Consider the following 26142-nt stretch of genomic DNA (forward strand, 5'->3'; position numbering starts at 1 on the left):
ATCCATAACGTGGCAGCATCGTCTTCGCACGTCGGACAGGAGGAGACACCGTGACACAGGCACCGGGACCACGTTCCTGGCCCGGCACACTCGAACTCCTGGCCCGGGACCGTGATCGACTGGTGGAGGACTTCCTCCAACGTCTGCGCTCCCTGGGCCACTACGACGACGAACTCATACCCGCCGACGACCTGCGCCAGACCGCCAGGGACACCTTCGACCTGCTCACCCGGCGAATCTCCGGCCTCCCGGTCTCCGCCCACCTGGGCGACCTGGCGACACGTCTGGGCGTGCGCAGGGCCCGCCAGGGCGTGGCCCGTGACGACCTCCTGGAAGCGGTGCGTCTGGACTTTCGGGTGCTGTGGGCCGGGTTGGTGCGCGCCGGCGGCGTCGACTCCGCGCCCACCCTGGTCCTGCACGTGGAGGAGATCCTGGAGACGGTCGAACAGTTCATCAGCGACGTGCAGGCCGCGTTCCTGGAGGAGCGCGCCGTCCTGGAACGCGACTCCCGCGCGGCGGCGGCCCAGGCCTTCGCCCGACTGTTGAGCGCCGGAGAGCGCACCCCCGAGGTGGCCGAGGAGGTCGCCTCGGTATTGGGGCTGCCTCTGCACGGTGTTCTCGAAGTGACCTTCGTGGCCATTCCACCCGAAGGCGATCGCCCCGTCGACACCCGCGCACTCTCCCGCGCCGGTTGCCTGACATGGGAGTTCAACGACGGCGTGGCCTTGGTGCGTGACCCGGGACGCACGCGCCCGCCCGCACTGGCGGAGAAACCGGCCGGCGCCCGCGTCCGCGACACCCGGGGCCTGGCGGAGGTGCCCGCGGCCATCGAGGCCGCCCGCGTCCTGGCGCGCTACGCCCGCCCCGGGGAGGCCCCGGTGGGTCCCGAGGACGTGTGGCCCGCTCTGGCACGCGACCGGGTGGAGGCCCTGGTTCCGGGCTTCGGCCGACGTGCGGTGGAACGCCTGGAGGCGTTGGAACCCGAGGTGCGCGCCCGGTTGTTGGAAACGCTTTCCCACTACACGGGCACCGGATCGGTCAAGGCCACGGCCGCGGCCCTGTACTGCCACCGCAACACGGTCGTCAACCGGCTCCAGCACTTCCGCGAGGTGAGCGGCCTGGACCCGACCGTCCCGGCCCAGGCCGCCCTGGCCCTCGTGCTGTTCGCCGACCGAGCCCCCGCCCGGCAGGGGCGGGCGGGCGGCTAGTTCTTACGGGCGATACCGCCGTACTCGGCGACCGGGCGGCTGTCCCCCACCTCGGTGGGGTCCGGGCGCCACAGGGAGCAGGACACCACGCCCGGCTCCAACAGCTCCAGACCGTCGAAGAGCGACTCGATGCCCGCCGCCGTCCGGATGGTCAGCTTGGGGGTGCCCCGCTCGTTCCAGGCCTCGGCCACCTGGTGGGCCCTCTCCTGGTCTATGTCATCGGTGGGGTGGGAGACGACCAGGAAGCTGCCGGGCGCCAGGGCCTCGATCAGCCGGTCCAGGATGGAACGTACCTCGGCGTCGTCACCGATGAAGTTGACCACGCCCAGCAGCATCAGGGCCACCGGACGCGACAGGTCCAGGGTCCGCGACGCCGCTTCGAGGATCGCCTCGGGGTCGCGCAGGTCGGCGTCGACGTAGTCGGTGACCCCCTGCTCGGAACCGACCAGCAGGGCGCGGGCGTGCGCGAGCACCAGCGGATCGTTGTCCGCGTACACCACCCGCGCGTCGGGGGCCACTGCCTGGGCCACCTCGTGGGTGTTGTTGTGGGTGGGCAGTCCGGTGCCGATGTCCAGGAACTGCCGGATCCCCTCTTCCCGGACCAGGTGGGTGACGGTGCGCACCAGGAAGGCACGGTCGGCGATGGCGTTGTCGACGATCTCGGGGAAGAAGGAGCGGATCTGCTCGCCCATCTCCTGATCGACCGGGTAGTTGTCCTTACCGCCCAGCCAGTAGTTCCAGATACGGGCGTTGTGCGGGATGGAGCTGTCGATCTTCGCTTCGGGGATCTCGGGGGGCACGGTCCTGCTCTTTCCACTACGGGTCCCGGCGGACGCCGGACGGGGTACGGCACCAGTAAACGGATCTCCCACCTGTCGCACAAGTACCAAAACCCCTTCTACGCCGGGAAATCGGATGTTTCAGGCAAGTCGTGACAATTGGTGGTCGATCGCTGCCACGGCCTCCTCCGAGGACACACAACCGGTGAGCAGATCCGATCCCAGCCCATTGACCACCGCCATCAGCAGACGCGTCTCCAACCGCACCTCCAGATCGGGGCGCAGACGCCCCTCGACCACCGCCGACCGCACCCGGTCGCCCAGCACCTCCATCAGCGCCTCGTCCCCCCGGCGAAGGTCCCCGACCAGTTCGGGATCGCGCAACGCCCGAAAGAACACCGCGATGCCCACCAGCGCACCCGCCCGCCCCTCCTCGTCCAGGGGCAACAGCGCCAGCAGGATGGCGCGCAGCACCCGCACCGAGTCACCGGACACGCCCTCCAGCCTGGACCGCACCACCCCGTCCACCCGAGCACGCAGGGCCACCGCGGCACGGCGCACCAGATCGTCCTTGCTCTCGAAGTAGTACTGCACGCGCCCCAAGGAGACCCCCGCCTCCATGGCGACCTCGCGCATGGTCACCGCCTCCAGACCGCGCCGGGCCGCGATGCGCCACAGGGCCCCCACGATCTCCTCCCGACGCAGTCCGTGATCGACCTTCCGTGGCACCATGCCCGCCTTTCGAGTACCGTTTAAATACAAATGTATTTGAACGGGGGACCATGAACGCCATCGGCCACTACCCCACACCCGCCCACAAGGCCCGCTTCGACTCCGTCTACGACGCCGGCATGGCCACCCTGCCCCCACCACAGGAGACCCACGACGTCCCCACCACCTACGGCACCGTCCGTGTCTACCGATTCGGCACCGAGCCGGGCGAACCCCTCGTACTCCTCCACGGCCGCTGCGGCACCACCGTCATGTGGGAACCCAACATCACCGAACTCATCCGCCACCGCACCGTCTACTCCGTGGACCTGCTCGGCGAGGCGGGCCGCAGCGAACAGACCGCCCCCATCACCGACTCGGCCGACCAGGCCTCCTGGCTGGCCCAGACCCTCACCCACCTGGACCTGGCGCCCGCTCACGTGGTCGGCGCCTCCTTCGGCGGCCGACTCGCCACCGACCTGGCCACACGCCACCCGGACAAGGTCACCACGCTCTGTCTGCTCGACCCGGTCCAGACCTTCGCCCGCCTCTCCGTGGGCCTGGTGGGGCGCACGGTTCTGCTCTTCCTTCCCGGCATCGGACCGCGCTACCAGCCCCGCTTCCACGACTGGATCCACCAGGGAGAAGAGGTACCCGAGGGCCACCCCGCCCTGCGCACCATCATGGCCGCCCAAAGCGAGTTCACCCTGACGCTGCCCTACCCCGACTACCCCACCGACGAGCAGATCCGCGGCCTCGACATGCCCGTTCTGGTCGCCATCGCCGGACGCAGCGTCATGCACCACCCGAAGCGCGCCCACCGACGCGCCCTCGACCTCCTACCGAACGCCCGGGTCGAACTGTGGCCGGACGCCCTCCACGGCCTCGCCGCACAGGACCCCGAACGTGCCGACCGCGCCATCCTGGAGTTCGTCGCGGGCACGGAAAACCGCTCGTGACCGCGCCGGGCCGAACGATAGGTTCGGTGACGCCACGACCCACCGAACCTGGAGGCCCGGGTGAAGCACTCCGACGAGGAGAACGCTCGCATCGCCGCACAGGGCACCGTGTTGCGCTGTCAGGTCGGCTCCCGCGTCCACGGCCTCGACCTGCCCGGCTCCTCCGACCGCGACGAGATGGGCATCTGCCTCGAACCGCCCGAGTACGTCATCGGCCTGCGCTCCTTCGACCAGTACATCTACCGCAGCGGCGCCGAAGACACCCGCTCCGGCCACGACGACCTGGACCTGACCGTCTACTCCCTGCGCAAGTGGACGCGTCTGGCCCTGGACGGCAACCCCACCGTGCTGCTGCCGCTGTTCGTCCCCGAGTCCGAGATCGTCACCGTCACCGACGTCGGCCACGATCTGCGCTCCAACGCCCACCGGTTCGTCTCCCGCAGGGCGGGAGAGCGCTTTCTCGGTTACCTGCGCGCCCAACGCGACCGGATGGAGGGGGTTCGCGGCGGCAAGCACACCAACCGCCCCGAACTCGTCGAACGGCACGGCTTCGACACCAAGTACGCCTACCACATGGTCCGGCTCGGCCTTCAGGGCGTGGAACTCCTCTCCACCGGCCACATCACCCTGCCCACCCCCGAACCCGACCGCTCCTGGCTGCTCGCCCTGCGTCGCGGTGAGCACACCCGAGCCCAAGCCCTGGAACGCACCGGCGACCTGGAGGACCGGCTCACCGACCTGTGCCGCTCCTCGTCCCTGCCCGAGTCACCCGACGCCCGATGGGCCGACCGGTGGCTCTCCGACACCTACCGACACCATTGGGACCAGGGACACGCTGGTCGGGGCCGCACCCCGAGTGGCCCCGCCGCGACGGCGAGATAGGGTGAATCACCGAAGAGATACATGCCGCGTCCGGAACTCCGGACGGCCCGGCGTGCCGGTGCCGGGGACACGGCCCCCGGCACCCGGAGGACGACAAGTGAAGGAAACACCATGGTCGGAACCATCGGATTCGTGCTCATGATCATCAGCCTGTCGATGATGATCATCTCCGGTCTCCTCGCGGCCGTCGTGAAGACCCGATAGCACCGCGTCGGCGGGTGCGCCTCGATCGCACCCGCCGCCTCGCGCGCTAGCTCGGATTCTCCACCTTCTCCAGGGTCAGCCGCGCCATCTCCCGGCCGTCCGCGTCGGTGATCACCACCTCGTCGCCGACGATCTCGTAGAGGGTCTGCCCGGACTCGGCCACATAGCCCTCCTCGGTCCGTTCCGCGGGCACGACCATCGCCTCGCCCTCACCATCGAGGAACTCTCCGAAGTAGAACAGCTCTCCCACGCTGTTCGAGCACAGCATGATCCGGTGGCGTACGGTCTCGTACGCCGACTCCAACGCGCCCGGCCCCTCCCCCGGTACCAATTCCGAGACCCGGTCGGGGCAGAACTCCTCGACGGCGGGCTCCCCCGGCACCCCGTCCGTGGCGTCTCCGGCCAGGTTCGGCGGCACCCACACCAGGATCAGCACCACCGCACCGACCACCACCAGTGCCAGAGCACGCACCGTCCCTTGCGGCCACCGCGGCAGACCCCGCTTCGACCGTCGACGGTGGGATTCGGCCCCCGGCCCTGCTTCGGTGTCGCCCTCGTCCGTTCTCGTGGTCTCCCCACCCGAGCGGGATCCCGCCGGGACGAACATCGAACCCGATTCCGCGCGTCGCGGCGGTCGCCTCACCCGGAGCGGTGGCGCCTCCTGGGGTGAGAAGGCCGTGCTCTCGGTCGGGGCCAACAGGTCACCCTCGTCGGAGTCCTCACGCGTACCCACGGCGCGCACCGTGTCGCACACCATGCAGGTGTGCTTGGACGGTTCATTGCGGGCGGCGCACATGCCACACCGCCAGAGCCCCACTGCCATGCGTACGCGCCCCTCCGCCACGTGGCGGCCCGACCGTCGTCTCGGCCGCCGGATCAGAGAACATGCAACACCCATGGATACGTGCGCACAAGGGGAGGGCCGCGCGATCCACACTTCACACCCGTATCGGACCACGAGGTCGGTCCGGGGCATCCGTCCACTACGCCCCGAACCGACCCCTTCGCGCGAGAACCGCGCGGGAACAGCCTACGGAACCCGATACGAGGATGAACTCGGACTCCCGAATCCGCACCTTTATGACGTAGATTGTCCGATTCGCTCCAGTTCTCACGCTGGTAGGTTGACGCCGACTCCTCGACCACGAAAGTAGGCCATGTCCTCCTCGGCCGACGCCCCTGGATCCCCCGACGAACCATCCACGGGCAACGCCGCCACTCGCCCCATCCCCGCCCTGATCAGGGACATCTCCGCCAAGACGTTCCCGCTGTACCTGTCGATGGTCGCCGGTGTCGTGGGCACCCTGGTCACCGCCGCCGTCCTGGGCCACGCCGGCACCGCGTCCCTGGCGGCCTACGCGATGACCGTCGCCGTGTTCAACCCAGCCGTCATGATCGTCCAGGGCGCACTACGCGGCTCCATGCCCTTCGTCGCCCAGAGCGGCGACGATCCCGGCGAGCTCGAATCCACCTTCCGCGACGCGATGTGGCTGGCCCTGTGCGCCGGCGCCCTGGGCGGCCTGGCGGTGACCGCCGTCCCCGCCCTGTCCACTCTCATCGGCGTACCCGAGGCGACCCTCGCCGCCTTCGGCCCCTTCCCCTACCTGATGGCCCTCACCCTGGTGGTCGTCTCGTTCCAGGCCTCGGCCACCACGCTGCTGATCGCCCTGGGCCGCTCCAAGGAGGCCCTGTGGGTGGGCCTGGTCGGCACCGGATCCTCGGTCGTGCTCATCCCGGCACTGGTCCTGGGACCGGGGCCGCTGCCCGCCCTGGGCATGACGGGCGCGGGCGTGGCCATGTTCGTCAACGCCACCGCGGCACTGTCCACCGCCCACCTGTTGTTGCGCCGCCGCACCGCCTTGAACGGGCGCCGCGTCGGCCTGGGCCGGCCCGTTTGGAGCACCGTGTGGCGCATGGCCCGGGTCGGGTTGCCCATGGGCTCCACCATGCTCATCAAGTTCGGTGTGCTGGGCGTACTGGCGATGGCCGCGGCGACCGCCGGCGTGGCCGACGCCGCCGCCCACCAGATCATGGTCACCCTGGCCACGTTCGTGTTCCTGCCGGCCACGGCCGTTGGCCAGGCGACCGTGCCGTTCATGGCCCGGGCCGCCGCCGACACCGACCGACACGGCTACCGAGAGGTGCGCCGTTCCCTGTTGGCCGGGGTCTGTCTGGCCCTGCCGGTGGTGGCGGCCAGTGTGCTGCTGGTCTTCCTGGTGGCCCACCCGCTACTGGGTGTGTTCACCCCGGACCCTCGGGTGCGGGCGTTGGTGATCGCCCTGCTGCCGGTGTTGTTCGTCGTGGTGGTGGCCGACGGGACGCAGGTCCTGCCCGGCATGGGCCTGCTCGCCATCAAGCGCACCACCCCGACGCTGTACACGTTCGCGGTCTGCTTCGGGGCGTTGGCCCTGGTCGCCTTCCCCGTCGCCGCCGCCGGCGGACTGGCGTGGCTCTGGGCCGCCTACGCGGTGGCTTCCCTAGGCCTTGTCCTGGGCCAGGCCGGCAACTTCCTCAGGTTCACCGTGACGCGTCCTTGACCACCGGACGGACTCGACCGGTTCGGCGGTCTTCCCACGGCCGGGCAGGAACGCGGCGATGACGAACGCGGTGAGCGCGGCCAAGGCGCCCAGACCCAGGATCAGGGTGAAGGCGTCGCGATCGGGGAAGACCTCTCCTGCCGCGCTCATGGTCACGGTGGCGATCACCACTCCGGCGACGGCGCTGGCCACGGAGGTGCCGATGGAACGCATCAGGGTGTTGAGGCTGTTGGCCGCCGCGGTCTCCGAACGAGGGACGGCCGCCATGACCAGGGCGGGCATCGCACCGTAGGCCAGGCCCACACCGGCTCCGATGACGGTCGAGGCGATCATGAGCTCCCAGATCCCCGACATGAAGACCATGCTCAGACCGTAGCCCAGCGCGACCAACAGGGCACCGGCCATCAGGGTCGTCTTCGGCCCCCTGGCTCGGGAGATGCGCGCCGAGACCGGCGACATGGCCATCATGACCAGGCCGTTGGGCGCCATCACCAGGCCCGCGATCAGGATCGTCCGTCCGAAACCGTATCCGGTGAGCTCGGGGAGCTGGATCACCTGGGGGATCACGAGGGACATCGCGAACATCGAGAAACCGAACACCACCGAGGCGGCGTTGGTCAGCAGCACCTGGCGTCGCACGCTGACCCGAAGGTCGACCAGCGGCCTCGGCGTGCGCAGCTCCCACCAGACCCAGATCGCCAGCACCACCGCCGCCACGACGAGCATGACGCCCGGGATCCCGCTCCCCCAACCCCAGTCGGACCCCTTGGAGACGGCGAGCAGCGATAGGAGCAGGACGATGGACAGCCCGAAGGAGCCGAGCAGGTCGAATCGGCCACCGGTACGGACTCCGGAGTCGGGGATCAGGGCGCGGACCAGAACCGCGACCACGACCGCCAGCGCCGCGGCGATCCAGAACATGACGTGCCAGTCCGCCTTCTGCACGACGAACGCGGCGGCGGGCAACCCCAGCGCGCCGCCCACGCCGAGCGAGGCGCTCATCAGCGCGGTCGCCCCGGCGAGCCGCTCGGCCGGAAGCACGTCGCGCATGATGCTGATGCCCAAGGGGATCACACCCGCGGCCAATCCCTGGAGCACCCGTCCGACCACCATGATCGGCAGGTTCGTGGCCAGGCCGCAGAGAACGGAACCGGCCGCCAGCACCGCGAGGCTGATCAACAGCATGCGGCGCTTGCCGTACATGTCTCCGAGTCGACCCACCGTCGGGGTGGCGATCGCGGCGGCGAGCAGCGTGGCGGTGATCGCCCAGGCGGTGTCCCCGGGGGTGGCTCCCAGGAGTTCGGGGAGCATCGGCACCAGGGGAATGACCAGGGTCTGCATGAGCGAGACGACGATGCCCCCGAAGGCCAGGACCGCGACGACCACTTGTGGCCGCGGGTATGAGGCCTTCTCGTTCTCCGCCGCCTCGGCGATAGCTTGGTCCATAGAGCAGATCCCCGTTTCCGAACACACGAAGACACCCGAACTTTAAGTCAGGTGCATGACTTAGTCTTACTGTAGAGGGGAGAAGGTCCCTCCCGAGCACGGAGTGAGCGGTGGGGAAGGGCACGTCGATACGGTGGATCCCATGAACGACAGGGTGACGAGATCGGATCGGGTCTCCGCGACGAAGGAGAGGATCCTCGTCGCAGCCGAGCGACTCATCGCCGAACACGGGCCCTCCGGTGTGTCCAACCGTCGGATCGGTCAGGCGGCGGGCCAGGGGAACAACACCGCCGTCACTTACCACTTCGGCTCCAAGGCCGCTCTGGTGCGCGCGATCGCGCGCAAGCACACCGAGGGGATCGAGGAGATCCGCCTTGGGATGGTGGCGAGCGTCGACGGCTCCACCGAGGTCAGGGACTGGGTCTCCTGCATGGTGGAACCCTTCGTCCAACACCTCGCCGACCTGGGCACGCCCTCCTGGTACGCGAGGTTCACAGTCCAGGTCATGAGCGACCTCTCCCTGCGCGAGATCGTGACTCGGGAGGCCCTCGACTGCTCCTCCCTCGTCCGAGTGGGGGAAGCGCTGCGCGCGTGCCTGCCCGACCTTCCCGACGAGGTCCGCGCCGAACGCCAGGACATGACGCGGCAACTCATGCTCTTGACGTTGGCACAGCGCGAGCGCGCCCTGAGTGAGGGTACGGACACGCGCCGAGACTCCTGGAACCGCGCCGCCGTCGGACTGACCGACGCCCTCACCGGCCTCTGGCTCGCGCCCGTCACCGATGTCCCGGAACCGGGCGAGCCGGAGGTCGTGCGTTCCACGCGCTCCTGAACACCTGTGCGGGCGCACAAGCCACGGATAAGGGCTTTCGCGCCCGCCACACGGACGCTAGTGTGCGAGCAGGCCCCGCCACGGGGCGTCACGGTGCGTAGCTCAGCAGTAGAGCGCCCGGCTCTAGCCCGGGAGGGCGCGGGGGCGGAACCCGCCGCACCGGCATGGAACACCGACCTCCCGTCCACGTCGGCCGGACCTACCCCGCGAGCCGACTCGCCAAGGCACTGAGCACCGCCGCCTCCCACGACGACCCGGACGTGCGCCGGGCCGCCGAGCGGCGTGCCGCGTCCTGGTTGCGTGTCCTGGGCGGCATGGGCGATGGCACCCTGGCCATCGGGTCGCGCACCCCGGTGCGGGACCTGCCCGCGTGGGTCACCCCCGAGGTCGTGCACGGTGGATTCGCCACCGGTGCGGCCGCCGCCGGTGGTCCGCTGCGCCCGCACGAACTCGAACTCATCGAACGGCACGGGCTCAGGGCCGACCGCGGCTCGCTCTACTCCCATCACCTGACCGAGACCGGGCTGGCCCACCTGGGCGCGCTGCTCGACAGCGGCGGCTATGAACTCGACCAGCCCGAACAGGCCGCCCTGCTCACCGTGGTGTGGCTGCTACGGGCCGGGGACACCGCCGCCGCCCTGCGGCTACTGAGCGCCCTGGACCCCTTCGCCGCGTCGCTGTGCCTGACCCCGCGCCCGGCCCCTGCCGTGGACCTGCCCAAGGGATCGGTCTTTCGCTGGTCGGTGGCGCAGGTGCGCACCGGGTTGGAGAGGGCCGCCCGTGAGCCCGCCCCTCGACCGACCACCCAGCGCGAGGCGCTGCGCGTGTGGAACCCCTTCGCCGACCGGGTCCTGGCGCACTGGTGGGAGACGGTCGAGGACGAAGTGGTCGACTCGCGCCGCACCGAGGGCTGGAAGGCGCACGGCGCCGAACTGCTGGCGGAGTACGAACGACTGGCCGCCGAGCACACCCTGTGTTCCAAACACCGTGATCCCAAGGAGAACCTGGGGATCCTGCTCGCCGCGCTGCGCGAGGCCCTTTCCGAGGAAGGGCTGAGCACACGCCGACGCGGCCTGCTCCGGCACGCGGTGGACTCCATGGTGGCCAAGCGGGGCGTGCCCGGTTCCGCCGAGCACACCGCCCTGCGCGCCGCCCAGGCCGTGCAGGCGGCGCCGCCCACCCACGACGTGTTCGCGACCATGTTGTCGGATCGGTTGTCCGCCTTCGCCGCCAACTCCGGGCTGGCCGACCCCGAGTCGGTGCTGACACCGGTCTCCCCCTTGGAGGAGGAAGAGTTCGACATCCCCGAGGCCACGGCGATCCCGGCGCCCCTGCGAGAGCGGGTGGAGCGGGCGGTCATCGCCCCCTTGGACACCCTGGTGGAACGCGGGCTGATCCCCTCCGCCGAGGTTCTGGCCTCGCTGGTGCCCACGTTGGCCGCCACCGCCGAGGCCGCCGCGATCGAGGACCCGACCCTGAACCGGCTGGTGGCCGTGCACCACCGCGCGTTCGCCGCGCGGCGTTCCCTGTTGCTGCTGAACCTGTCCTCGCAGGTGCGGCGAGAGGAACTGCCCTGGGTCCGGGAGGCGGCTCCCCACCACGCCACGGACGACCTGCGCCGGTCCGCGGCCCGAACCCTCATCACCCGTCTGGGCGAGACGACGTTGACCCGTTTCCCGGGGACCATCACGCCCAATCCATTGGTGCGCGAGCTCAACGGGCTGGCCGGCACCGCCGACTCACCGGTGCGGTTCGTGGAGGAGTTGGCCGCCGACATCTTCATGCGCGACTTCTCCGCCAAGTTCGTGCGGGCCGCCAAGGTGGCCGCCGACCTGCTGGGTGATGGCCTGTACGCCCGCTACTACGGGATCGACACCGCCCGCGTACTCGCCTTGGACGACGAACACGACCCGGCCGGTTTCGCCGCCCTGTGCGTCGAACGGGCCGGCGACCCCGACTGGTCGGTGCCCGGCAACGGCATGATCATCGAGCAGGCCCAGATCCTGACCACGCACAACCTGGCGGCCCTGACCCTGTCCGGCGCCCGCCCCGCCGACGGGTGGGCCGAGGCGGCGCGCCGGGCGCACCTGCACACGGTGCGGCTGGTCGAGACCCTGCCGAGGGTCTTCGACGTCTTGGCGCACGTGAAGAACGCCGCGTTCTCCTGGCGGCAGACGGTGTTCCTCTTGTCCCGTTGCTCGCCCGAGGAACAGCGGGCGAGCGTGGAGTGGATGCGGCACCTGTCCGAACGGCAGCCGTCCCACGTGCGCGACCGCCTGACCCCGGTGGTGGCCGGGCTGCGCGCGGCCGTGGCGGGACGACCCCCAGAATCGAACGGGGGGACGGTGTTCCTGGGGTGGACGATCCGGCCGCACTGGATGTCGGCGATCGCCCCGGAGACGCTACGCTCCCCCAAGGGCGCGGTTTGAACCGACAAAGCCGATGGGTGGCCGGATCCGGCCATCCACACGAGAGCGTGCACGTGCACCTGCACCGCCGGTGATAACACTGGAGTACGCAGTCGCCCACCTCGGACCGGGAGGTCGGCTCCGCCGTCGGCCACACGCCGTAGTTAGGGTGAGACGCATGTCGATATGGGCGCGGGGAGACCGCACCGGGAGAGTCGGTGAGGCTCTCCTGATGCTGGAGGGGCAGGGGATCATCGACGGTCTGGAGATCCTCCCCTCCGAGGACAAGCCCTACCGTGTCCGTGTTCCCGCCGGCATCGTGCACATGGACGAGGACGAGGCCTCCATGTTCGCCCTGGGTGCGGTCGTGGGCGCCTTCGGGGACGTGGCCCGCCAGCGCGCCTGACCCGACTCGACTCGCCCCCACGGACCCCTACCGGCGGCCCATGGTCCGCAGGATCGCGTCCAGCAGCAGGTCCCGCACCATGGTGCGGTGTTCGAGTTCGTGCGGGACCGTCAGCTCGTTGTTGAAGGTGGACAGGCACATGCCCACCGTCATCTCGGCCAGGGGCCCGGCCGGGCGCCCGTCCTTGGGCAGCTCCTCCACGAAACGGGCGACCTCGATGGCCTCGCGGACCGCTTCGATCCACGGTTCGACGCGCCCACGCCACCATGTCCGCTGAGGGCCGGGCTCCGCGCCCATCCCCGAGGCCGCCGCCAGCAGCGCGCCCGATTCCAGCCACAGCTCGATCCAGCCGTCGACCAGACGTCCCATGTAGCCGTCGATGGATTCCATGCGCCCGAACGTCAGGTCCACCTGGGAGACGAACGCGGTCAGGCGCACGTCCACCGCCGCCTGGAGCACCTGGTTCTTGTGGTTGTAGTAGCGGTAGACGGTGGAGCGGTCGATGTCGACGCCCTCGGTGATCTCCTTGTAGGTGACCTGGCTGAAGGGCTTGGTGCGCAGCAGTTCCACGAGGCTGTTCTGCAGCTGGAGCATGCGCTGCGCGGCGCGCAGGCTCCCGCTGGTCCCCGGACTCGAATCCTGCGGCGCCGTCATACCCGATCCGTCCGTCATGGGCTCCCACAGCCCTCGCGTAACTAACGGAGTCCAGCTTGCCCCAGATCGAAACGGATGCCAACACGGCGTTGGCCACCGGGACACCCCTGTGGAACGGGGTTCCGGTCAGGCACCGTCGGCTTTCGCGCGCGCGGCCCGGTGGGCGGTCAGGTAGTCGCGGTACCAGTGGAAGCTGTCCTTGGGGTGGCGCTCCAGCCGGTCGTAGTCGACCCGCACCAGTCCGAACCGGCGGTCGTATCCATAGGCCCATTCGAAGTTGTCCAGCAACGACCACACGAAGTACCCGCGCACGTCCACCCCGGCCTCGATGGCGCGGCCCAGCGCCGCCAGGTGGTCGCGCAGGTAGTCGACGCGGTCGGTGTCGCGCACATGGCCGGTGTCGTCGGGGGCGTCGGGTTCGGCCGATCCGTTCTCGGTGATGAGGATGGGCGGCAGGCCCGGGTAGCGGCGGTCCAGGTCGACGAGCAGGTCGGTGAAGCTCTCGGGCACCACCGGCCAGCCCATGGTGGTGTGTCGGACGCCCTCGTAGGGGACCTGTTCCACACCGATGTCGACGGCGGTGCGTCGGGTCGGGTCGGGTTCGACGTGCGGGGCGTCGCGCAGCATGATCGGTCGGTAGAAGTTGATCCCGAGGAAGTCCAGGGGCTGCCCGATGGTCTCCAGGTCGCCCTCGACGCGGTGGGCGCCCTCGGCGAGCGCGCCCCACACCTCCTTCTCGTTGTCGGGGTAGGCACCGGTGAAGATGGGGTCGAACCAGGTGCGGTTGTGCAGGGTCCGAGCCCGCTCCACCGCGGCGTGGTCGGCCGCGGAGTCGGTGGCGGGCACCAGGTGGTCGGGGTTGAGGGTGATGCCGACCTCCCCCGCGGCGGCGGCCCGCAGTTCACCGACGGCCATGCCGTGGGCCAGGAGCAGGTGGTGGGCCGCGGCCAGGGCGGGCGCGCCCTCCTTGGTGCCGGGGGCGTGGCGCCCGATGGCGTGCCCGACGAACGCCGAACAGAAGGGTTCGTTGAGGGTGATCCACCGGTTGACGCGGTCGCCGAGGCGTTCGGCGACGATCGCGGTGTACTCGGCGAAGCGGTGCGCGGTGTCGCGGACCCGCCAGCCTCCCTCGTCCTCCAGGGCCTGGGGAAGGTCCCAGTGGTAGAGCGTGAGCACGGGTTCGATGCCGGCGCCCAGGATCGTGTCGACCAGCCGGTCGTAGAAGGCGAGCCCCTCGGGGTTGGGGCGGCCGCTACCGGTGGGTTGCACGCGCGGCCAGGAGACCGAGAAGCGGTACAGGTCCACACCCAGTTCGGCGAGCAGGGCGACGTCCTCGCCATAGCGGTGGTAGTGGTCGCAGGCCACGTCGCCGCTCTCACCTCGGGCGACGCGTCCGGGGGTGCGGCAGTAGGTGTCCCAGATCGAGGGACCTCGACCGCCTTCGTCGGCGGCGCCTTCGACCTGGTAGGCGGCAGTGGCGGTGCCGAAGAGGAGTTCTGCGGGAAGCACGGGGTCTGCCTGGGAGTACGGGCCGGCCATAGGGTTCACCCTCCTTTGGGAGCGCTCCCAATTGTGATCCACGCGACCCCGAAGATCAACCACCACCGCGCGTTCGATCGAACACGCAGGGTGACGTCGAAAAGGCTACCGAGACGAGACCTACCGCGCCGAACCGGATCGGACCCGGCACCGTCACAACCTCCAGCGCGCCGCGTCCCCCGCGCGCCGTAGAAAGGGCGAAGGCATGAGTTGGACCGACTACTCGCAGAACGTGCGCATCCGTGACCTACAGGAGAGTCTCGACAGCGCACACTCACAGATGGCCCGTGAGCGCAGCCGCATGCGCTCGGAGCTGGGACGGCTCAAGGGCGGCCTGGAACAACGACTGGATCGGGTCTCCGCCACCCTGGACGCCTTCATCGAACTCAGCGACCTGCGCGTCACCCTCACCATGTTCGACGGCGCCGCCATCGCCCGGCACCGCACCCTGCAGATGATCGACGGCTCCGTGCCGAGAAGCCTCGAACTCGACGACGTGCCCGGCTACTGGCTGGCCCCGGCGGCCCGAGGCCTGCACTGCCTGCTCGTCGGCGACCTCGCCCGGGCACGGGTCCGCTTCGACGAGGCCGCCGCGATCGACCCCGAGCGCGCCCGCAGCTTCAGCGCCCTGGCCGCCGCGCTCACCAGCGCCGAACACGCCCGCGCCCTCGGCGAGAACACGGCCGCCGACCTCCTCCCCCACCTCCCGGTACCGGGCACCCGGCTCACCCGCGGCCAGCGCGCCCTGTGGTTGCTGAGCGCCGACGGTTCCCTCGGCGAGGACGCCCGCGAACGACTACTGCTGTCCAGCCTGCGCCACTGGTCGGCCCAGGGAGTCCGAGCACCGAAGGTGGAGGCCTGGTTCGCCACCACGCCCTCCGGCCGCGGGCCCCGATCCGAAAGCGGACTCGCCGCGCGTTCCGGTGCGGCCCGCCGCCTGTCCGAGGTGCGCGAACGTGTCACCCGCGTCACCACGCTCAGCGCGGAGGACAGCCCCACCGAGGTGCTCGCGCCGGACCAGGACAGCGCCGACTTCCTCCTGCAGACCCTGCGCCTGTTGGTGGAGGAGGGCAGCCCGGAGGAGGCACCCCTGCTCGCCGAGGCCAACCGACTGCGCGCGGTGATCGAGGGATCCGGCGAAGAGATCGTCCTGCCCTCCTGGGGCGAGAACGTCGAGGAGGTCGGCACCCTGCTCCAGCGCGACCTGGTCTCCGAGAAGGCGCCCCCGCACCGTCGGACCTTCGCCCTGGTGTTGCAACGCGGCGCCGTGCTGGAGGGGGCCGAGGAGCTGGCAGCCCGGGCCACCGAGTCCGCGCCCGACCGGACCAGCGTGACGCTGCGGGGCACCTCCGTCACCATCACCGCCTCCGGAGCGGACCGCGGACAGCTGGAGCAGGCCCGAAAGAAGGCCGAGGTCGCGGCCACCCCCGGCAGCGACTCCCGCAGCATGCTGTGGATCACGATGGCCACGGCCGGCGTGCTGCTGATCCTGTCCCTGCTGACGATGCACGGTTTCCTATGGTTCCTGACGCTGATCGCTCTGGGCGGCATCGGGCTGGCCTACCGCTCCACCACCAAGGAACGGGAGAATACCGAGCAGGTCCGCTCCCATGAGCTGCGCCGGATCAACGAGCAGGTCGAGAAGGCGGTCCGTGAGTGGCACGAGAACCAGGCCGAGGCCGAGCGGAACCAGGCCATGGCCGGCGAGGACCTCAAGGAGATCCGCCGCCTGCTCAACCCGTGAGTGCGTCCCCCGGGCCCTACAACCAGCCGTTGCGCCTGAAGATCAGGTACAGGACGAGACTGACCATGGCCATGGCGGCCAAGGTCAGCGGCCAGGTGAACAACCAGTGGAAGCCCGGCTGGGGGGCGATGTTCATCCCGTAGACCGAGGAGATGAGCGTGGGCACCACCAGGATGCCGCCCCAGGAGGAGACCTTCCTCATCACCTCGTTCTGGGCCTGGTCCACGAGACTGCTCTCCACCGCCATGATGTCCTGCAGGAGTTGACGGAAGCCGTCCACGCGTTCGCGGATCGCGGACACGTGGTCGGCGACGTCGCGCAGGTAGGTGATCAGTCCACCTTGCGTTTCCCCCTTCGATCGCTCCCAGCGCTCGGTGAGTTCGTCCAGGACCTCGCCGAGCGGATCCACGGCCCGTTGCAGGATGATGACCTCGCGCATCAGGCGGTAGATACGCCGTGAGACACCCTTCTCCTCGCTGAAGACCTGGTTCTCCACCTCGTCCACGTCCTCCTGGAGTCCGGCGACCGCGGGCGCGTAGTCGTCGACCACGCGGTCCAGGACGGCGTAGACGATCCCGAGCGCGCCCCGCTCCCTCAGGTCCGCGTGTTCCGTCAGGCGGGCGCGGATCCGCTCCAGGTCCGGCCCGACCCCGTGGCGGAGGGTGACCACGAGGGAGGGGGCGCCGAAGACATGGAGTTCACCGACCTGCAATCTCTCTTGGTCCTCGTCGTAGACCGTCGGGCGCAGGGCCACGAACAGGGTGTCTCCATAGGTCTCGATCTTGGGCCGTTGGTGGGCCACGATCGCGTCCTCCACCGCCAGGTGGGGCAGGTCGAAGTGGTCGGCGACCTCCTCCACCTGCTCGCGGTTGGGTTCGCTCAGCGCGACCCAGGCCACGGTGGCGGGATCCGCGGCGATCGCCTCGTCGACCTCGGTGAAGCCGTCGACCTCACGCGTTGGCTCCCCCTCCCGGTACAGGAGGATCCGGCGTTCCCCGGACGGCGCGTCGACGGGCAGGACGGCGTCCTTCCTGCCCAGGGCCATGATGCGCTCGGGCGCGGATTCGGTCATGGGTCGGCCTCCTTCGGTTCTCCCCACGCCCGATCCTGGCCAAGGCGGGGACCTTCGGCCAGGAGGACACGCTCCGATCAGTCGCCGATCCCGGAAGCCCGGACGGTGATGTTGAGCCGTCCACGCAGGCCGAGCGCGGGATCGGCGGTGCCGGGACGCACCCGGGGCACCCCGTGGTAGGCCATCCGGGAGGGGCCACCGAAGACGAACAGGTCGCCGCTGCGCAGTTCGACGTCGGTGTAGGGCCGGTTGCGGCTCTCGGTGTTGCCGAAGCGGAACACACAGGTGTCGCCGAGGCTGGCCGACACCACGGGGGCGCGGGAGAGTTCGTCGCGGTCCTGGTGCATGCCCATGCGGGCGTCGGCGTCGTAGAAGTTGACCAGCGCGACGTCGTAGGGGTCGCCCTCGTGGGGCGCTCCATAGGCCTCCCCGACCGCGCTTCGCGCCAGGTCGCCCAGCAGGTCGGGGAAGGGCCGAACCGGGGTCCCATCGGGCAGGGAGCGGCTGTAGGAATACGGTTTCCAGTGCCATCCCAACGAGACCATCGCGACGCTCATCATCCCGCCGCGCGGCATGACGTGCCGTCGCATCCCGGCGGGTCCGCGCGACCACTCCCGGCAGCGTTCGAGCAGTTCGCGTTGGGAGTCCAGGGGGATCCTCCCGGGCAGGTGGACCGCTCCGGGCGCCACGTGCACCGGTGGGGAGCCGAACAGGGCGTCGTCCATGGACCCCATTGTGCCCCGTGCGGGCGTGCCTCGCACGGGGCTCGGCTTCAGCGTCGGACGAGGTCGCGGATGTTGACGATCAACAGCACCACGACGATGAGGCCGATGGGGACGGTGACGGCGATGCGCCAGTCGGCGACGAAGGCCATCACCACCCCCAGTAGGACCGCGGTGATCACGATCAGGGCGGCCACCCCGGTGAGGTACTGGACGAACCTGCGGCGGGCCACGGAGTCGATGGCGGCGAACAACAGCACGACGCCGAGCATCGCCCACAGGGTCATCTGACCGTCGAGCAGGAACAGGGTCAGCGCCAGCGAGATCAGCAGCAGCGGGGTACTCAGGGCCACCCACAGGTACAGGAAGCGGGTGGACTGCTGCTCCCCCGAGGCGTAGGGCATGTGCGGGGCCTTGAGGTGCCCGGTCGGCGTGGGCACCAGCGGGATGGCGCTTTCCAGGGCACGCAGGTGGGTGTCGCGTTCGTCCGCGGTCAGGACGCGCTTTTCGTAGACCTCCGCGAGTTCCTCCTCCAGGTCCTCGATCCGCTCCTGGTACTCGTGGGCGAGGGCTCGGGACTGGGCTTCTCGACGCAGGACCAGGCGCGCGGCCTCCAGCCGGCGCAGTTCGTCACGGCGACGAAGGATGTCGGCGTCGTGGGCACGCACGTTCCCCTCAAGGGTCCGCACATGGGCGCGTAGTTCGGCGCGGGCGGCGGACTCGGTGGGGGCGACCTTCTGCAGCCCCACCCAGGCCAGGGGGTCGGCCCAGGAGCGGCGGATGGTGCCGTCGCGTTCGTAGCGGGGCCCGCTGGGGGCTCGCTCGCCGTCGAAGAAGTCGCCGGTGTCGCGCCCCCACAGGCCGCGGAAGCCCTTGACCCAGGAGGTCTCGTCGTCGATGAGGACGGCGTTCCACTCCCGGTCCCCTCCGGGGCCCAGACGTTCGCCGTCACCACGGGCGTAGTCGACGAAGGGCACTCCGATGCCGTGCCGGTTGATGGCGCTGTCGGCTCGGAAGAGGCGGCTGGTGAATCGTCGCCAGAATCGGACCAGGCCGCGCAGGATCGCCGGGTCGACCTGGATGAGGTAGTCGCCGGGCAGCATCTGGTGGGAGTGGGAGCCGGCGCCGACGTAGACCATCGGATGGTCCCCGTCCCGGTGCAGGTCCGGGTCCTGCCAGGAACGGCGCAGATCGTCGCCGTGGTACTCGTGCGAGGAGGCGCCGACCCAGACCGGACGAGTGGTGCCGTCGGGGTTCTCCACGACGTAGATGGTGACGCGTTCCCAGTCGGCCTCGTGGTCGTTGACCCCACCGTAGATGGTGCGCCAGTCGTTCATCGCGTAGAAGAACCAGTACTGGAGGATGGTGTAGCCGCCCTCGCGGGTGACGCGCCCGTAGTAGGTGGCGCCCCCGTTGTCGACCCGCTCACGGAAACGTGTGACGGCGGCGAAGGTGACTCCGCCGGGGACCGCGCCGCGGATGAGCAGGGACAGCTTCATCAGGATGTCGAGGACGCGGCCGAGCACGCCCACGGCGGCCAGACGGCCGCTCTTGGGGATGACCGAGCGCGCGATGCCCTTGAAGCGTCGGGCTTCCTCGCGCAGGGTCTCCTCTTGGACGAAGCGCAGGTGCTTGTGCCGGCGCGGCCATTCCTCCTCGGCCTGCGCGAGGCGATCGAGGGTGAGCTCTCCGACGGGGACGATGACGCTCTCGCGTCCGCCGGGTTCCTCGATCCAGAGGCTGCAGTTGCGGACGTAGGCGTCCACGTCGGTGGGGAAGAAGAGTTCGCCCTTGGTGCACACGAGAACCGGTTCGTGGGCACGCAGGAGTTCGAGGTCAGTTGTCTCGGCCATGATTCGCACCAAGTTAGTGCATTCGGCGCCGGGCGCGTGCTTCTCGGGAACGTGGGACGTGCCATGCCCCGGTAGGTTTCTTCGTGGAAATTACTTGCCAGACTGGAAAGTCAATGCCAACATAGAAACATGACGACCACGGAAGGCGTGCACATGCGCAGGGAAGATGCCTGGGACGCACTGGAACAGGCCCAGAACTTGAACGAGAGGGTCCGCCCCATGGGCGGTTGGTACGCGTTCTACGGAATCGCCTACGGGATGGTGAGCCTGGGACTGGTGCTGTCCTTGGGCATCACCAACTCCGCGGTCGGATCGCTGGTGGCCAGTGTGGTGGCGGTGACGATCATCTGCCTGCTGAGCGTCTACTCGGCGCGACAGCCGGTCAAGCCCCTGGGGTACGGCCCACTGCACGCGTGGGGCATCGCCGCCTGGGGCGTGATCTACGGCGTCGCCCTGTTCGTGGGCATGTACGTCTTCCCCGGAGACCTGCTCTGGTGGGCCCCGATGGCGGTGCTGAGCGCCCTGCCGACCACGGTCACCGGACTGATCGCCCTGCGTCGCAGCAGGAACACGAAGTGAACCATCCACGCGTTCGACTGGACGAGGTCATCCACTCCCCCGTCCGCTTCTCCGTCGTGGCCGCACTGGCCTCGGCCGACACCATCGAGTTCCGCGTCCTACGCGACCTGGTGGAGGTCAGCGACTCGGTGTTGTCCAAGCAGATATCCACTCTGGAGGACGCCGAGTACGTCGCGGTGAGCAAGTTCCGGGTGGGTCGGCGTACCCGCACCTCGCTCACGCTGACCTCGCAGGGGCGCAGGGCGTTCGACCAGCACGTGCGGGCGCTGCGCGACATCGCCGACGGGATGACGTTCCCCCCGTCCAAGGACGATCGAGAAGGCGATTAGGCCGCGGTGACCCCGCGCACCGGCTCCCGGTCCTCGAACCCTTCAGGATCGAGGACCTCGGCGTGTGCGGGGGTGTGCGGCCCGGAGGCGCCGTCCTTCACCCCCGGACCCGTTCGGACCCGGCGCTCGCGCACCACCTTCTTCTCTGGGACGGCCGGCCTGGAACCACGGTCCCCGCGCGCCGCACCGATACCGGCGATCACCACCAACCCCATACCCACCAGCTGGACGGTGACCGGCGCCTGACCGATGACGATCATGCCCATCACCAGGGCCACGGCCGGCTCCAGACTGGAGAAGGTGCTGTAGCCGGTCCGACTCATCCGCTGCAGGGCGATCATCTCCAGCAGGAACGGCACCATCGGGAACAGCAGGGCGATGAGCAGGGTGAACCCGATCAGTTCGAGGTTCGGTTCGGCGATCACGGCCGGGGCGCCCAGCGGGGCGGTGACCAGCGCGCCGACCACCATCGACAGGGTCAGCCCATGGACGGCGCCGAAGCCCGCGCCGACCTTCTGGGTGAGGATGATGTAGCCGACCACGCAGACCGCGCCGGCGAGCGCGAAACCGACACCGACCAGGTCGAGGTCGCCGTGCCAGGGACGGGTCAGGCACACCACGCCGACGACGGCGGCGACGATCCACACGAGTTCGCGACGTCTGCGCATCGCGGCCACGGCCACCACGAGGGTTCCGAGGAACTCGATGGAGGTGGCGGTGCCCAGCTCGATCCGCGCCGTCGCCTCGGAGTAGAACATCATCATCCCCGCGCTCGCTGTGCCCAGGATCACCACGGCACCCAGCTCACGCCGGGTCGCAGCGCGCACGGCCCGCCACAGAGGGCGACCACCGATCGCCAGCAGCAGTACCGCGGCCCAACTGAGGCGGAGCCAGGTGACCGTGGCGGGCCCGGCGTGCTCGAACGCGGTGACGGCGAGCGCGCTGCCGGTGTGCAGCGTGAACATGCCGATGAGCAGCATCAGCGGAGCCGGGACCCGGAAGCGGGCAGGGCTGAATGAGGGGAGGAATGAGCGGATCACCCGATCATTCGATCCAAGCTCTTCGTTTCTGTCCACGAACTCATGGTTGATGGACCATGTAGTTTCGGTGGATGGATTTCACGCGTCTGCGTCTCCTCGTGGAACTGGACCGGCTCGGCACCATGGCGGCCGTGTCCGAGGTCACAGGCATGAGCACCTCGGCGGTCTCCAAGCACCTCGCCGTTCTGGAGAAGGAGGCGGGGGTGGACCTGCTCGCCCCCGACGGACGCCGGGTACGGCTCACCCCGGCCGGGCGCAGGCTCGCCGAACACGCGGTGCACATCCTCGCCCGGGTGGAGGCGGCCCGGGCCGAGTTCGCCGGTGAGGGCGACCCGGTGGGCCGCGTCGACCTGGTCATGTACACCTCGGCGGCGCCGATCGTGCTGCCCGCGCTACGCCGGTTGAGCCGTGATCACCCGGGGATCGACATCCACCTGACCGAGTACGAATCGGAGCAGGCGCTGGCGCTGTTGCAGGATGGCGAGGCGGATCTGGGGGTGGTGTACCAGTACAGTCTTCTCCCCCGACGTTTCCCGGGGACGCTGACGGTGCATCCGGTGGGAACGGAGGGGCTGCTGTTGTCCCAGCCCTCTCTTGGGGCGGACAGCCGCACCCTCACCCGTCGGCGCCTGCGTGAGTTGGCCGACGCGGCCTGGATCGCCAGCCCCTACCGGGGAGACGAGGAGGCCCTGGTGCACCGGATGTGCGCCGACGCGGGGTTCACTCCGCGGATTGTGCACCGGATCGACACCCTGGAGCTGTTCGAGGAGTTGGTGGCCACCGGGCTGGGCGTGGGCGTGGTGCCCCGACTGTCGACGGCCACCCGGCGCGGGGTGGCCCACGCACCCCTCGGCGAGTTGGGCGGGGTGCGACAGGTGTACCTGGCCGGGCGTACCGGCGGCTGGTCCTGGCGACCGATCCGGGTGGTCGCCGCCTATCTGCACCAATCCGCCGAGGACGTACTCGACGACGTTCCACCGTTGCCGTGGTCCACGACGGCGGAGTGATCAGGAGGGTCGGGGAAGGGGTGGGCCCGCCGGGTCAGCCCGCGATCGCGAAGGGGCCCACCGAGGGCACCGGCACCTTGCTCGCGGCCTCACGGACCGCGGCGAGCAGGGGTTCGGGGGTGGCCCCGGCCCGGGAGAGCACGATGATGTGCCGGCGTGCGGTCTCGCGCACCCCGCGCACGACGATCTGTGGGTGGTTGAGACCCGTCCAGGCCAGACGGGGCATCAGGGCGACGCCCAGACCCGCCTGGACCATGGAGAACACGGCGCTGAAGTCGTCGACGGTGTGCAGCACGTGCGGCTGGAATCCGGCCTGGTTGGCGGCGGCGGTCACGCAGGCGTGCCAGGCGGTGCCCGGCCCGGACAGGATCCAGCCCTCGTCGGCCAGGTCATCGGCCAGGTGGAGGCTGGTGCGGGTGGCCAGGGGGTGTTGGTAGGGCAGGATCGCGTCGAAGAGCTCGACCATCACCCGGTCGGTGCGAAAGTCCGGGTCCCCCGCGGACGGCAGGTGGCTGGAGGACATGGTGACGGCCACGTCCAGGCGGCCCGAGCGCACCATCTCGGCGCTCTCCTCGGGCTCGGCCTGCACGACCTCGAAGCTCCACCCGGGGTGGCTGTCGCGCAGTCGAGCCAGTGCGGGCGCGACCAGGTCGCTGATGGCGGTGGAGAAGGAGCCGACGCGAACGACGCCGCGGTCCCCGTCGGAGTACTCGGCGAGGTCGGCGGTGGCGCGTTCCATCTCCGCGAAGATCACGTGCGCCCGCTTGAGCAGCACGCGCGCGGCCCCGGTGAGCAGGAAGCGCCGGCCCTGGCGTTCCACCATCGGGACACCGGTCTCCTTGGCCAGGGCGGCCAACTGTTGGGAGACGGCCGAAGGTGTGACGCTGAGCGCCTCCGCGGTGGCGGCCACCGTGCGGTGGTGGTCGAGGGCCTGGAGGAGCTGCAAACGTCGGACATCGATCATGAACCCAATTTATGGCAGGGCCCTAAGGTTTCGATGTGATTTCGATCCGATCATGGGTTCTTTGCGGGTGATTCGCTGCACACGACCCCACCGAACACGCCACACTCCCGCAATACCTCCATAGGAAAGATTCGTATTTTTTCTCGATTAGCGATGCCGCGCGTGGTTTTTCCACGTGTCGCGCCTTCCCCTTCCATTACCGGCACGTACAGTCAGACTCACAGCTCAACCACGAATCCGCATCGGGCGGCTTCCAGGCTTCCAGTGCCCAAGCTGGTGGAACGGGTGAGAAGAAAATGCAAAATTCGCTGATGACCAAACCTCGACCGAACAACATCGGTGTTCTCGGTTTTCGCTACCTCGGCGCCCACGAGGTGGAGGAGCTCGCGGACCTGTGGGGCGCACTCCACCAGCAGCACACGGTGACCGCCCCGCACCTGGAGGACATCATCAGCGCCGTGAGCCTGGACGAGTCCTGGCGTCGGCGTCGCGCCCAGTACCTGTCCTGGATGTCCGATCCCGACACCATGGCGATCCTCGCCGAGAACGAGGGCGACCTGGCCGGGTACGCGATGGTGACCCTCCGCGAGAACGCGCAGGGCAGCTGGGACCGGGGCGCACAGGTCGCGGTCGTGCAGACCTTCGCCATCGACCCCGAGTACACCGGCACCGGGGTGGGCTCCAAGCTCCTGGAGGAGGTCCGCCGACAGCTGGCCGCCATGAACGTGCGGGACATCGAATTCTCCGCGATGGCCACCGCCTCCGAGGACATCCGGTTCCTGGAGCAGGAGGGTTTTCGGCCCTTCGTCACCACCATGGTGTGCCGCGTCGACGGCTTCGGCGCCCACGACTGACCAAAGGTCACCTGGCCGGCCTCCCCTTCGGGTCGGCGACTCGAACCGGCCCCCGCGCGGTCATACCCACGTCCCGCGCGGGGGCTTCCCCGTGTCGGACCCCGGCGACACACCCCGGCGGCTCGAAGGCCGAAGACGCTACGCTCGCCCCGTGGCCTCCTCCGACTCGAACACCTGTGTCTTTCCCGGCTGTACCCGACCGGTCCCTCGCGGCACCGCCCCCGGACGTCCGCCGCAATACTGCGACCTGCCCGAACACACGCGGTGGCGGGCCTGGAAAGAACGCCAGCGGCTGGCCCAGGAGGCGGAGAACGCCCAGAGCGAGGCCCTCGCCGAACAGCGCGAACACGCTCCCGCCACCACCCCGCAGGCCGCCGAGCCCGTGACCGCCGCGCGGCTGCGCGCCGACGACCTGCTCACCCGCTTCGCCGTGCAGACCGAACAGCTCGGAGCGACCCTGACCGCGGCCACCGAGGCCTTCACGACGATGTCCGACCCCGCGGCAGCCGAGGCCCAGGTGGAGGCGGCCCGTCTGGAGTCCGCGCGCAGGGTCTCGGAGGCCGACTCCGCACGGTTGGAGGCGGAGAACCGTCGCCGTGAGGCCGAGGCGGCCAGGCGGGCCGCCGAGGAGGCCACCGCCGCGGCGGTGGCCGACACCCAGGACGCCGAGCGCATGGCCGAGGACGCCTTGGGTCGTAGGGACGCCGCCGAGGCCGAGCGCGACCGGTCGGCGGAGTCCGCCCGGGCCGCGGGGCTGGAGCGCGACGCGGCCGTGGCCGAGGCCAACGCCGGGTTGGCCGCCGCCGAGCGTCGGATCGCCGACACCGTCGAACGCGCCCGCGCCGACCTGGAGCGTGAGCGCACCGAGGCCGCGCTGCGTCTGGACCGCTCACGTGGCGAGTTCGAGCGGGCACGGGCCGAGCTCAACGAACAGTCCCGGTTGCGTGAGGAGGCCGATCTGGCCGCGCGGGAGGCCCGCGCCCGCGCCGAGGCCGCCGAGGATCGGACCCACCGGGCCACTCGGGACCTGGAGGCGGAGCGGTCCCGGTTCGACACCGAGTTGGAGCGTGCCCATCAGCGGTCGGAGTCGGACCGCGCGGCCGCCGAGGCCGAGCGGGCGCGCCTGACCGCGGAGTTGGAACGGGCGAACGCCGAACGCGAACGTCTGGCCGCGGAGTCGGAGTCCCAGCGCCGCAACTCCGAGCTGACCTTGAACGAGGCGCGCGAGGCCGGGACGGCACGGCTGTCGGTGGCCGAGGAGGCTCGTGACCTCGCCTTGGAGCGGGCCGAGCGGGCCGAGTCGGAACTCGATTCCCTGAGGGAGCGCGCTCGCGAGGAGGCGGGATCCGCCTGAGCCCACCCCCTCATATGACTTACGTCCCCTTTTGCACCTTTTATTCGGCTTAGGATGGT

Annotated in this window: 24 protein-coding genes; 13 read left to right on the top strand and 11 right to left on the bottom strand. The window is 69.8% G+C overall.

What is annotated here, in order from left to right; translation table 11 throughout:
• The first annotated feature begins 50 nt into the window (after nucleotides 1–50).
• Nucleotides 51–1208: a helix-turn-helix domain-containing protein gene (locus ABZ717_RS03785; protein ID WP_358505101.1), complete on the top strand. Its 1158-nt coding sequence runs from the start codon at nucleotides 51–53 to the stop codon at nucleotides 1206–1208.
• On the opposite strand, the gene ABZ717_RS03790 is transcribed toward ABZ717_RS03785, so the two are convergent.
• Both ABZ717_RS03790 and ABZ717_RS03795 read right to left on the bottom strand, forming a co-directional pair.
• On the bottom strand, nucleotides 1205–2008 hold the full coding sequence (locus ABZ717_RS03790; protein ID WP_358505104.1) for an SAM-dependent methyltransferase: 804 nt from the start codon (nucleotides 2006–2008) through the stop codon (nucleotides 1205–1207). The genes ABZ717_RS03785 and ABZ717_RS03790 overlap by 4 nt on opposite strands.
• Before the next feature lie 120 nt (nucleotides 2009–2128).
• On the bottom strand, nucleotides 2129–2719 hold the full coding sequence (locus ABZ717_RS03795; protein ID WP_358505107.1) for a TetR family transcriptional regulator C-terminal domain-containing protein: 591 nt from the start codon (nucleotides 2717–2719) through the stop codon (nucleotides 2129–2131).
• A 50-nt stretch (nucleotides 2720–2769) separates the two neighbouring features.
• Between ABZ717_RS03795 and ABZ717_RS03800 the strand changes: the two genes are divergently transcribed.
• Complete coding sequence (locus ABZ717_RS03800) at nucleotides 2770–3657, top strand: alpha/beta hydrolase (RefSeq protein ID WP_358505110.1); 888 nt, start codon at nucleotides 2770–2772, stop codon at nucleotides 3655–3657.
• A 60-nt stretch (nucleotides 3658–3717) separates the two neighbouring features.
• Nucleotides 3718–4539: a nucleotidyltransferase domain-containing protein gene (locus ABZ717_RS03805; protein WP_358505113.1), complete on the top strand. Its 822-nt coding sequence runs from the start codon at nucleotides 3718–3720 to the stop codon at nucleotides 4537–4539.
• 250 nt (nucleotides 4540–4789) lie between these two features.
• Here the strand turns inward: ABZ717_RS03805 and ABZ717_RS03810 are convergent, their stop codons facing one another.
• The gene (locus tag ABZ717_RS03810) at nucleotides 4790–5566 is read right to left on the bottom strand and encodes a hypothetical protein (RefSeq protein ID WP_358505116.1); all 777 of its coding nucleotides are present in this window, start codon (nucleotides 5564–5566) and stop codon (nucleotides 4790–4792) included.
• A gap of 334 nt (nucleotides 5567–5900) precedes the next feature.
• Between ABZ717_RS03810 and ABZ717_RS03815 the strand changes: the two genes are divergently transcribed.
• Nucleotides 5901–7280 (top strand): MATE family efflux transporter, encoded by a 1380-nt coding sequence (locus ABZ717_RS03815; RefSeq protein ID WP_358505119.1) that lies wholly within the window; start codon nucleotides 5901–5903, stop codon nucleotides 7278–7280.
• Here ABZ717_RS03815 and ABZ717_RS03820 read toward each other — a convergent pair.
• On the bottom strand, nucleotides 7221–8726 hold the full coding sequence (locus tag ABZ717_RS03820) for an MFS transporter (RefSeq protein WP_358505122.1): 1506 nt from the start codon (nucleotides 8724–8726) through the stop codon (nucleotides 7221–7223). The genes ABZ717_RS03815 and ABZ717_RS03820 overlap by 60 nt on opposite strands.
• Nucleotides 8727–8868: 142 nt before the next feature.
• Between ABZ717_RS03820 and ABZ717_RS03825 the strand changes: the two genes are divergently transcribed.
• The 3 genes from ABZ717_RS03825 (at nucleotide 8869) to ABZ717_RS03835 (ending at nucleotide 12372) form a co-directional block, all read left to right on the top strand.
• Nucleotides 8869–9558 carry a TetR family transcriptional regulator gene (locus ABZ717_RS03825; RefSeq protein ID WP_358505125.1) on the top strand — a complete coding sequence of 230 codons (690 nt, stop codon included), beginning with the start codon at nucleotides 8869–8871 and terminating at the stop codon, nucleotides 9556–9558.
• Between the two features lie 164 nt (nucleotides 9559–9722).
• Nucleotides 9723–11987, top strand: coding sequence for a transcriptional regulator (locus tag ABZ717_RS03830; RefSeq protein WP_358505129.1), 2265 nt, complete (start codon nucleotides 9723–9725; stop codon nucleotides 11985–11987).
• A gap of 157 nt (nucleotides 11988–12144) precedes the next feature.
• Nucleotides 12145–12372, top strand: a complete 228-nt coding sequence (locus tag ABZ717_RS03835) for a hypothetical protein (protein ID WP_067605165.1) — start codon at nucleotides 12145–12147, stop codon at nucleotides 12370–12372.
• Nucleotides 12373–12399: 27 nt separating this feature from the next.
• Here the strand turns inward: ABZ717_RS03835 and ABZ717_RS03840 are convergent, their stop codons facing one another.
• Both ABZ717_RS03840 and ABZ717_RS03845 read right to left on the bottom strand, forming a co-directional pair.
• Nucleotides 12400–12966 carry a TetR/AcrR family transcriptional regulator gene (locus ABZ717_RS03840; RefSeq protein ID WP_358505420.1) on the bottom strand — a complete coding sequence of 189 codons (567 nt, stop codon included), beginning with the start codon at nucleotides 12964–12966 and terminating at the stop codon, nucleotides 12400–12402.
• A gap of 186 nt (nucleotides 12967–13152) precedes the next feature.
• Nucleotides 13153–14565, bottom strand: coding sequence for a GH1 family beta-glucosidase (locus ABZ717_RS03845; protein WP_358505132.1), 1413 nt, complete (start codon nucleotides 14563–14565; stop codon nucleotides 13153–13155).
• A 205-nt stretch (nucleotides 14566–14770) separates the two neighbouring features.
• Here ABZ717_RS03845 and ABZ717_RS03850 point away from each other — a divergent pair, with 205 nt between their 5' ends.
• On the top strand, nucleotides 14771–16309 hold the full coding sequence (locus ABZ717_RS03850; RefSeq protein ID WP_358505135.1) for a hypothetical protein: 1539 nt from the start codon (nucleotides 14771–14773) through the stop codon (nucleotides 16307–16309).
• Between the two features lie 16 nt (nucleotides 16310–16325).
• On the opposite strand, the gene ABZ717_RS03855 is transcribed toward ABZ717_RS03850, so the two are convergent.
• The 3 genes from ABZ717_RS03855 to ABZ717_RS03865 form a co-directional block, all read right to left on the bottom strand.
• The gene (locus tag ABZ717_RS03855) at nucleotides 16326–17381 is read right to left on the bottom strand and encodes a magnesium and cobalt transport protein CorA (protein WP_358505138.1); all 1056 of its coding nucleotides are present in this window, start codon (nucleotides 17379–17381) and stop codon (nucleotides 16326–16328) included.
• Between the two features lie 77 nt (nucleotides 17382–17458).
• Nucleotides 17459–18106 (bottom strand): alpha-ketoglutarate-dependent dioxygenase AlkB, encoded by a 648-nt coding sequence (locus tag ABZ717_RS03860; RefSeq protein ID WP_358505141.1) that lies wholly within the window; start codon nucleotides 18104–18106, stop codon nucleotides 17459–17461.
• Nucleotides 18107–18153: 47 nt separating this feature from the next.
• Nucleotides 18154–19956 carry a hypothetical protein gene (locus tag ABZ717_RS03865; protein ID WP_358505144.1) on the bottom strand — a complete coding sequence of 601 codons (1803 nt, stop codon included), beginning with the start codon at nucleotides 19954–19956 and terminating at the stop codon, nucleotides 18154–18156.
• Nucleotides 19957–20085: 129 nt separating this feature from the next.
• On the opposite strand from ABZ717_RS03865, the gene ABZ717_RS03870 reads away from it, so the two are divergent.
• Nucleotides 20086–20535, top strand: coding sequence for a hypothetical protein (locus ABZ717_RS03870; protein WP_358505147.1), 450 nt, complete (start codon nucleotides 20086–20088; stop codon nucleotides 20533–20535).
• Nucleotides 20532–20864: a transcriptional regulator gene (locus ABZ717_RS03875; protein ID WP_358505150.1), complete on the top strand. Its 333-nt coding sequence runs from the start codon at nucleotides 20532–20534 to the stop codon at nucleotides 20862–20864. The genes ABZ717_RS03870 and ABZ717_RS03875 overlap by 4 nt, the downstream gene beginning before the upstream one ends.
• Here the strand turns inward: ABZ717_RS03875 and ABZ717_RS03880 are convergent.
• A complete protein-coding gene (locus ABZ717_RS03880; RefSeq protein WP_358505153.1) occupies nucleotides 20861–21904 on the bottom strand; it encodes an EamA family transporter in 1044 nt (347 codons plus the stop codon). The genes ABZ717_RS03875 and ABZ717_RS03880 overlap by 4 nt on opposite strands.
• Before the next feature lie 71 nt (nucleotides 21905–21975).
• Between ABZ717_RS03880 and ABZ717_RS03885 the strand changes: the two genes are divergently transcribed.
• Nucleotides 21976–22911, top strand: coding sequence for a LysR family transcriptional regulator (locus ABZ717_RS03885; RefSeq protein ID WP_358505156.1), 936 nt, complete (start codon nucleotides 21976–21978; stop codon nucleotides 22909–22911).
• A 34-nt stretch (nucleotides 22912–22945) separates the two neighbouring features.
• Here ABZ717_RS03885 and ABZ717_RS03890 read toward each other — a convergent pair whose 3' ends face one another.
• Nucleotides 22946–23875 carry a LysR family transcriptional regulator gene (locus ABZ717_RS03890; protein ID WP_358505160.1) on the bottom strand — a complete coding sequence of 310 codons (930 nt, stop codon included), beginning with the start codon at nucleotides 23873–23875 and terminating at the stop codon, nucleotides 22946–22948.
• A 311-nt stretch (nucleotides 23876–24186) separates the two neighbouring features.
• On the opposite strand from ABZ717_RS03890, the gene ABZ717_RS03895 reads away from it, so the two are divergent.
• Both ABZ717_RS03895 and ABZ717_RS03900 read left to right on the top strand, forming a co-directional pair.
• Nucleotides 24187–24729 (top strand): GNAT family N-acetyltransferase, encoded by a 543-nt coding sequence (locus ABZ717_RS03895; protein ID WP_358505164.1) that lies wholly within the window; start codon nucleotides 24187–24189, stop codon nucleotides 24727–24729.
• A gap of 151 nt (nucleotides 24730–24880) precedes the next feature.
• A complete protein-coding gene (locus ABZ717_RS03900; RefSeq protein ID WP_358505166.1) occupies nucleotides 24881–26083 on the top strand; it encodes a hypothetical protein in 1203 nt (400 codons plus the stop codon).
• The last annotated feature ends 59 nt before the right edge of the window (nucleotides 26084–26142 follow it).

It is taken from the genome of Nocardiopsis sp. NPDC006832 (genome assembly GCF_040635885.1).
GTDB lineage: Bacteria > Actinomycetota > Actinomycetes > Streptosporangiales > Streptosporangiaceae > Nocardiopsis.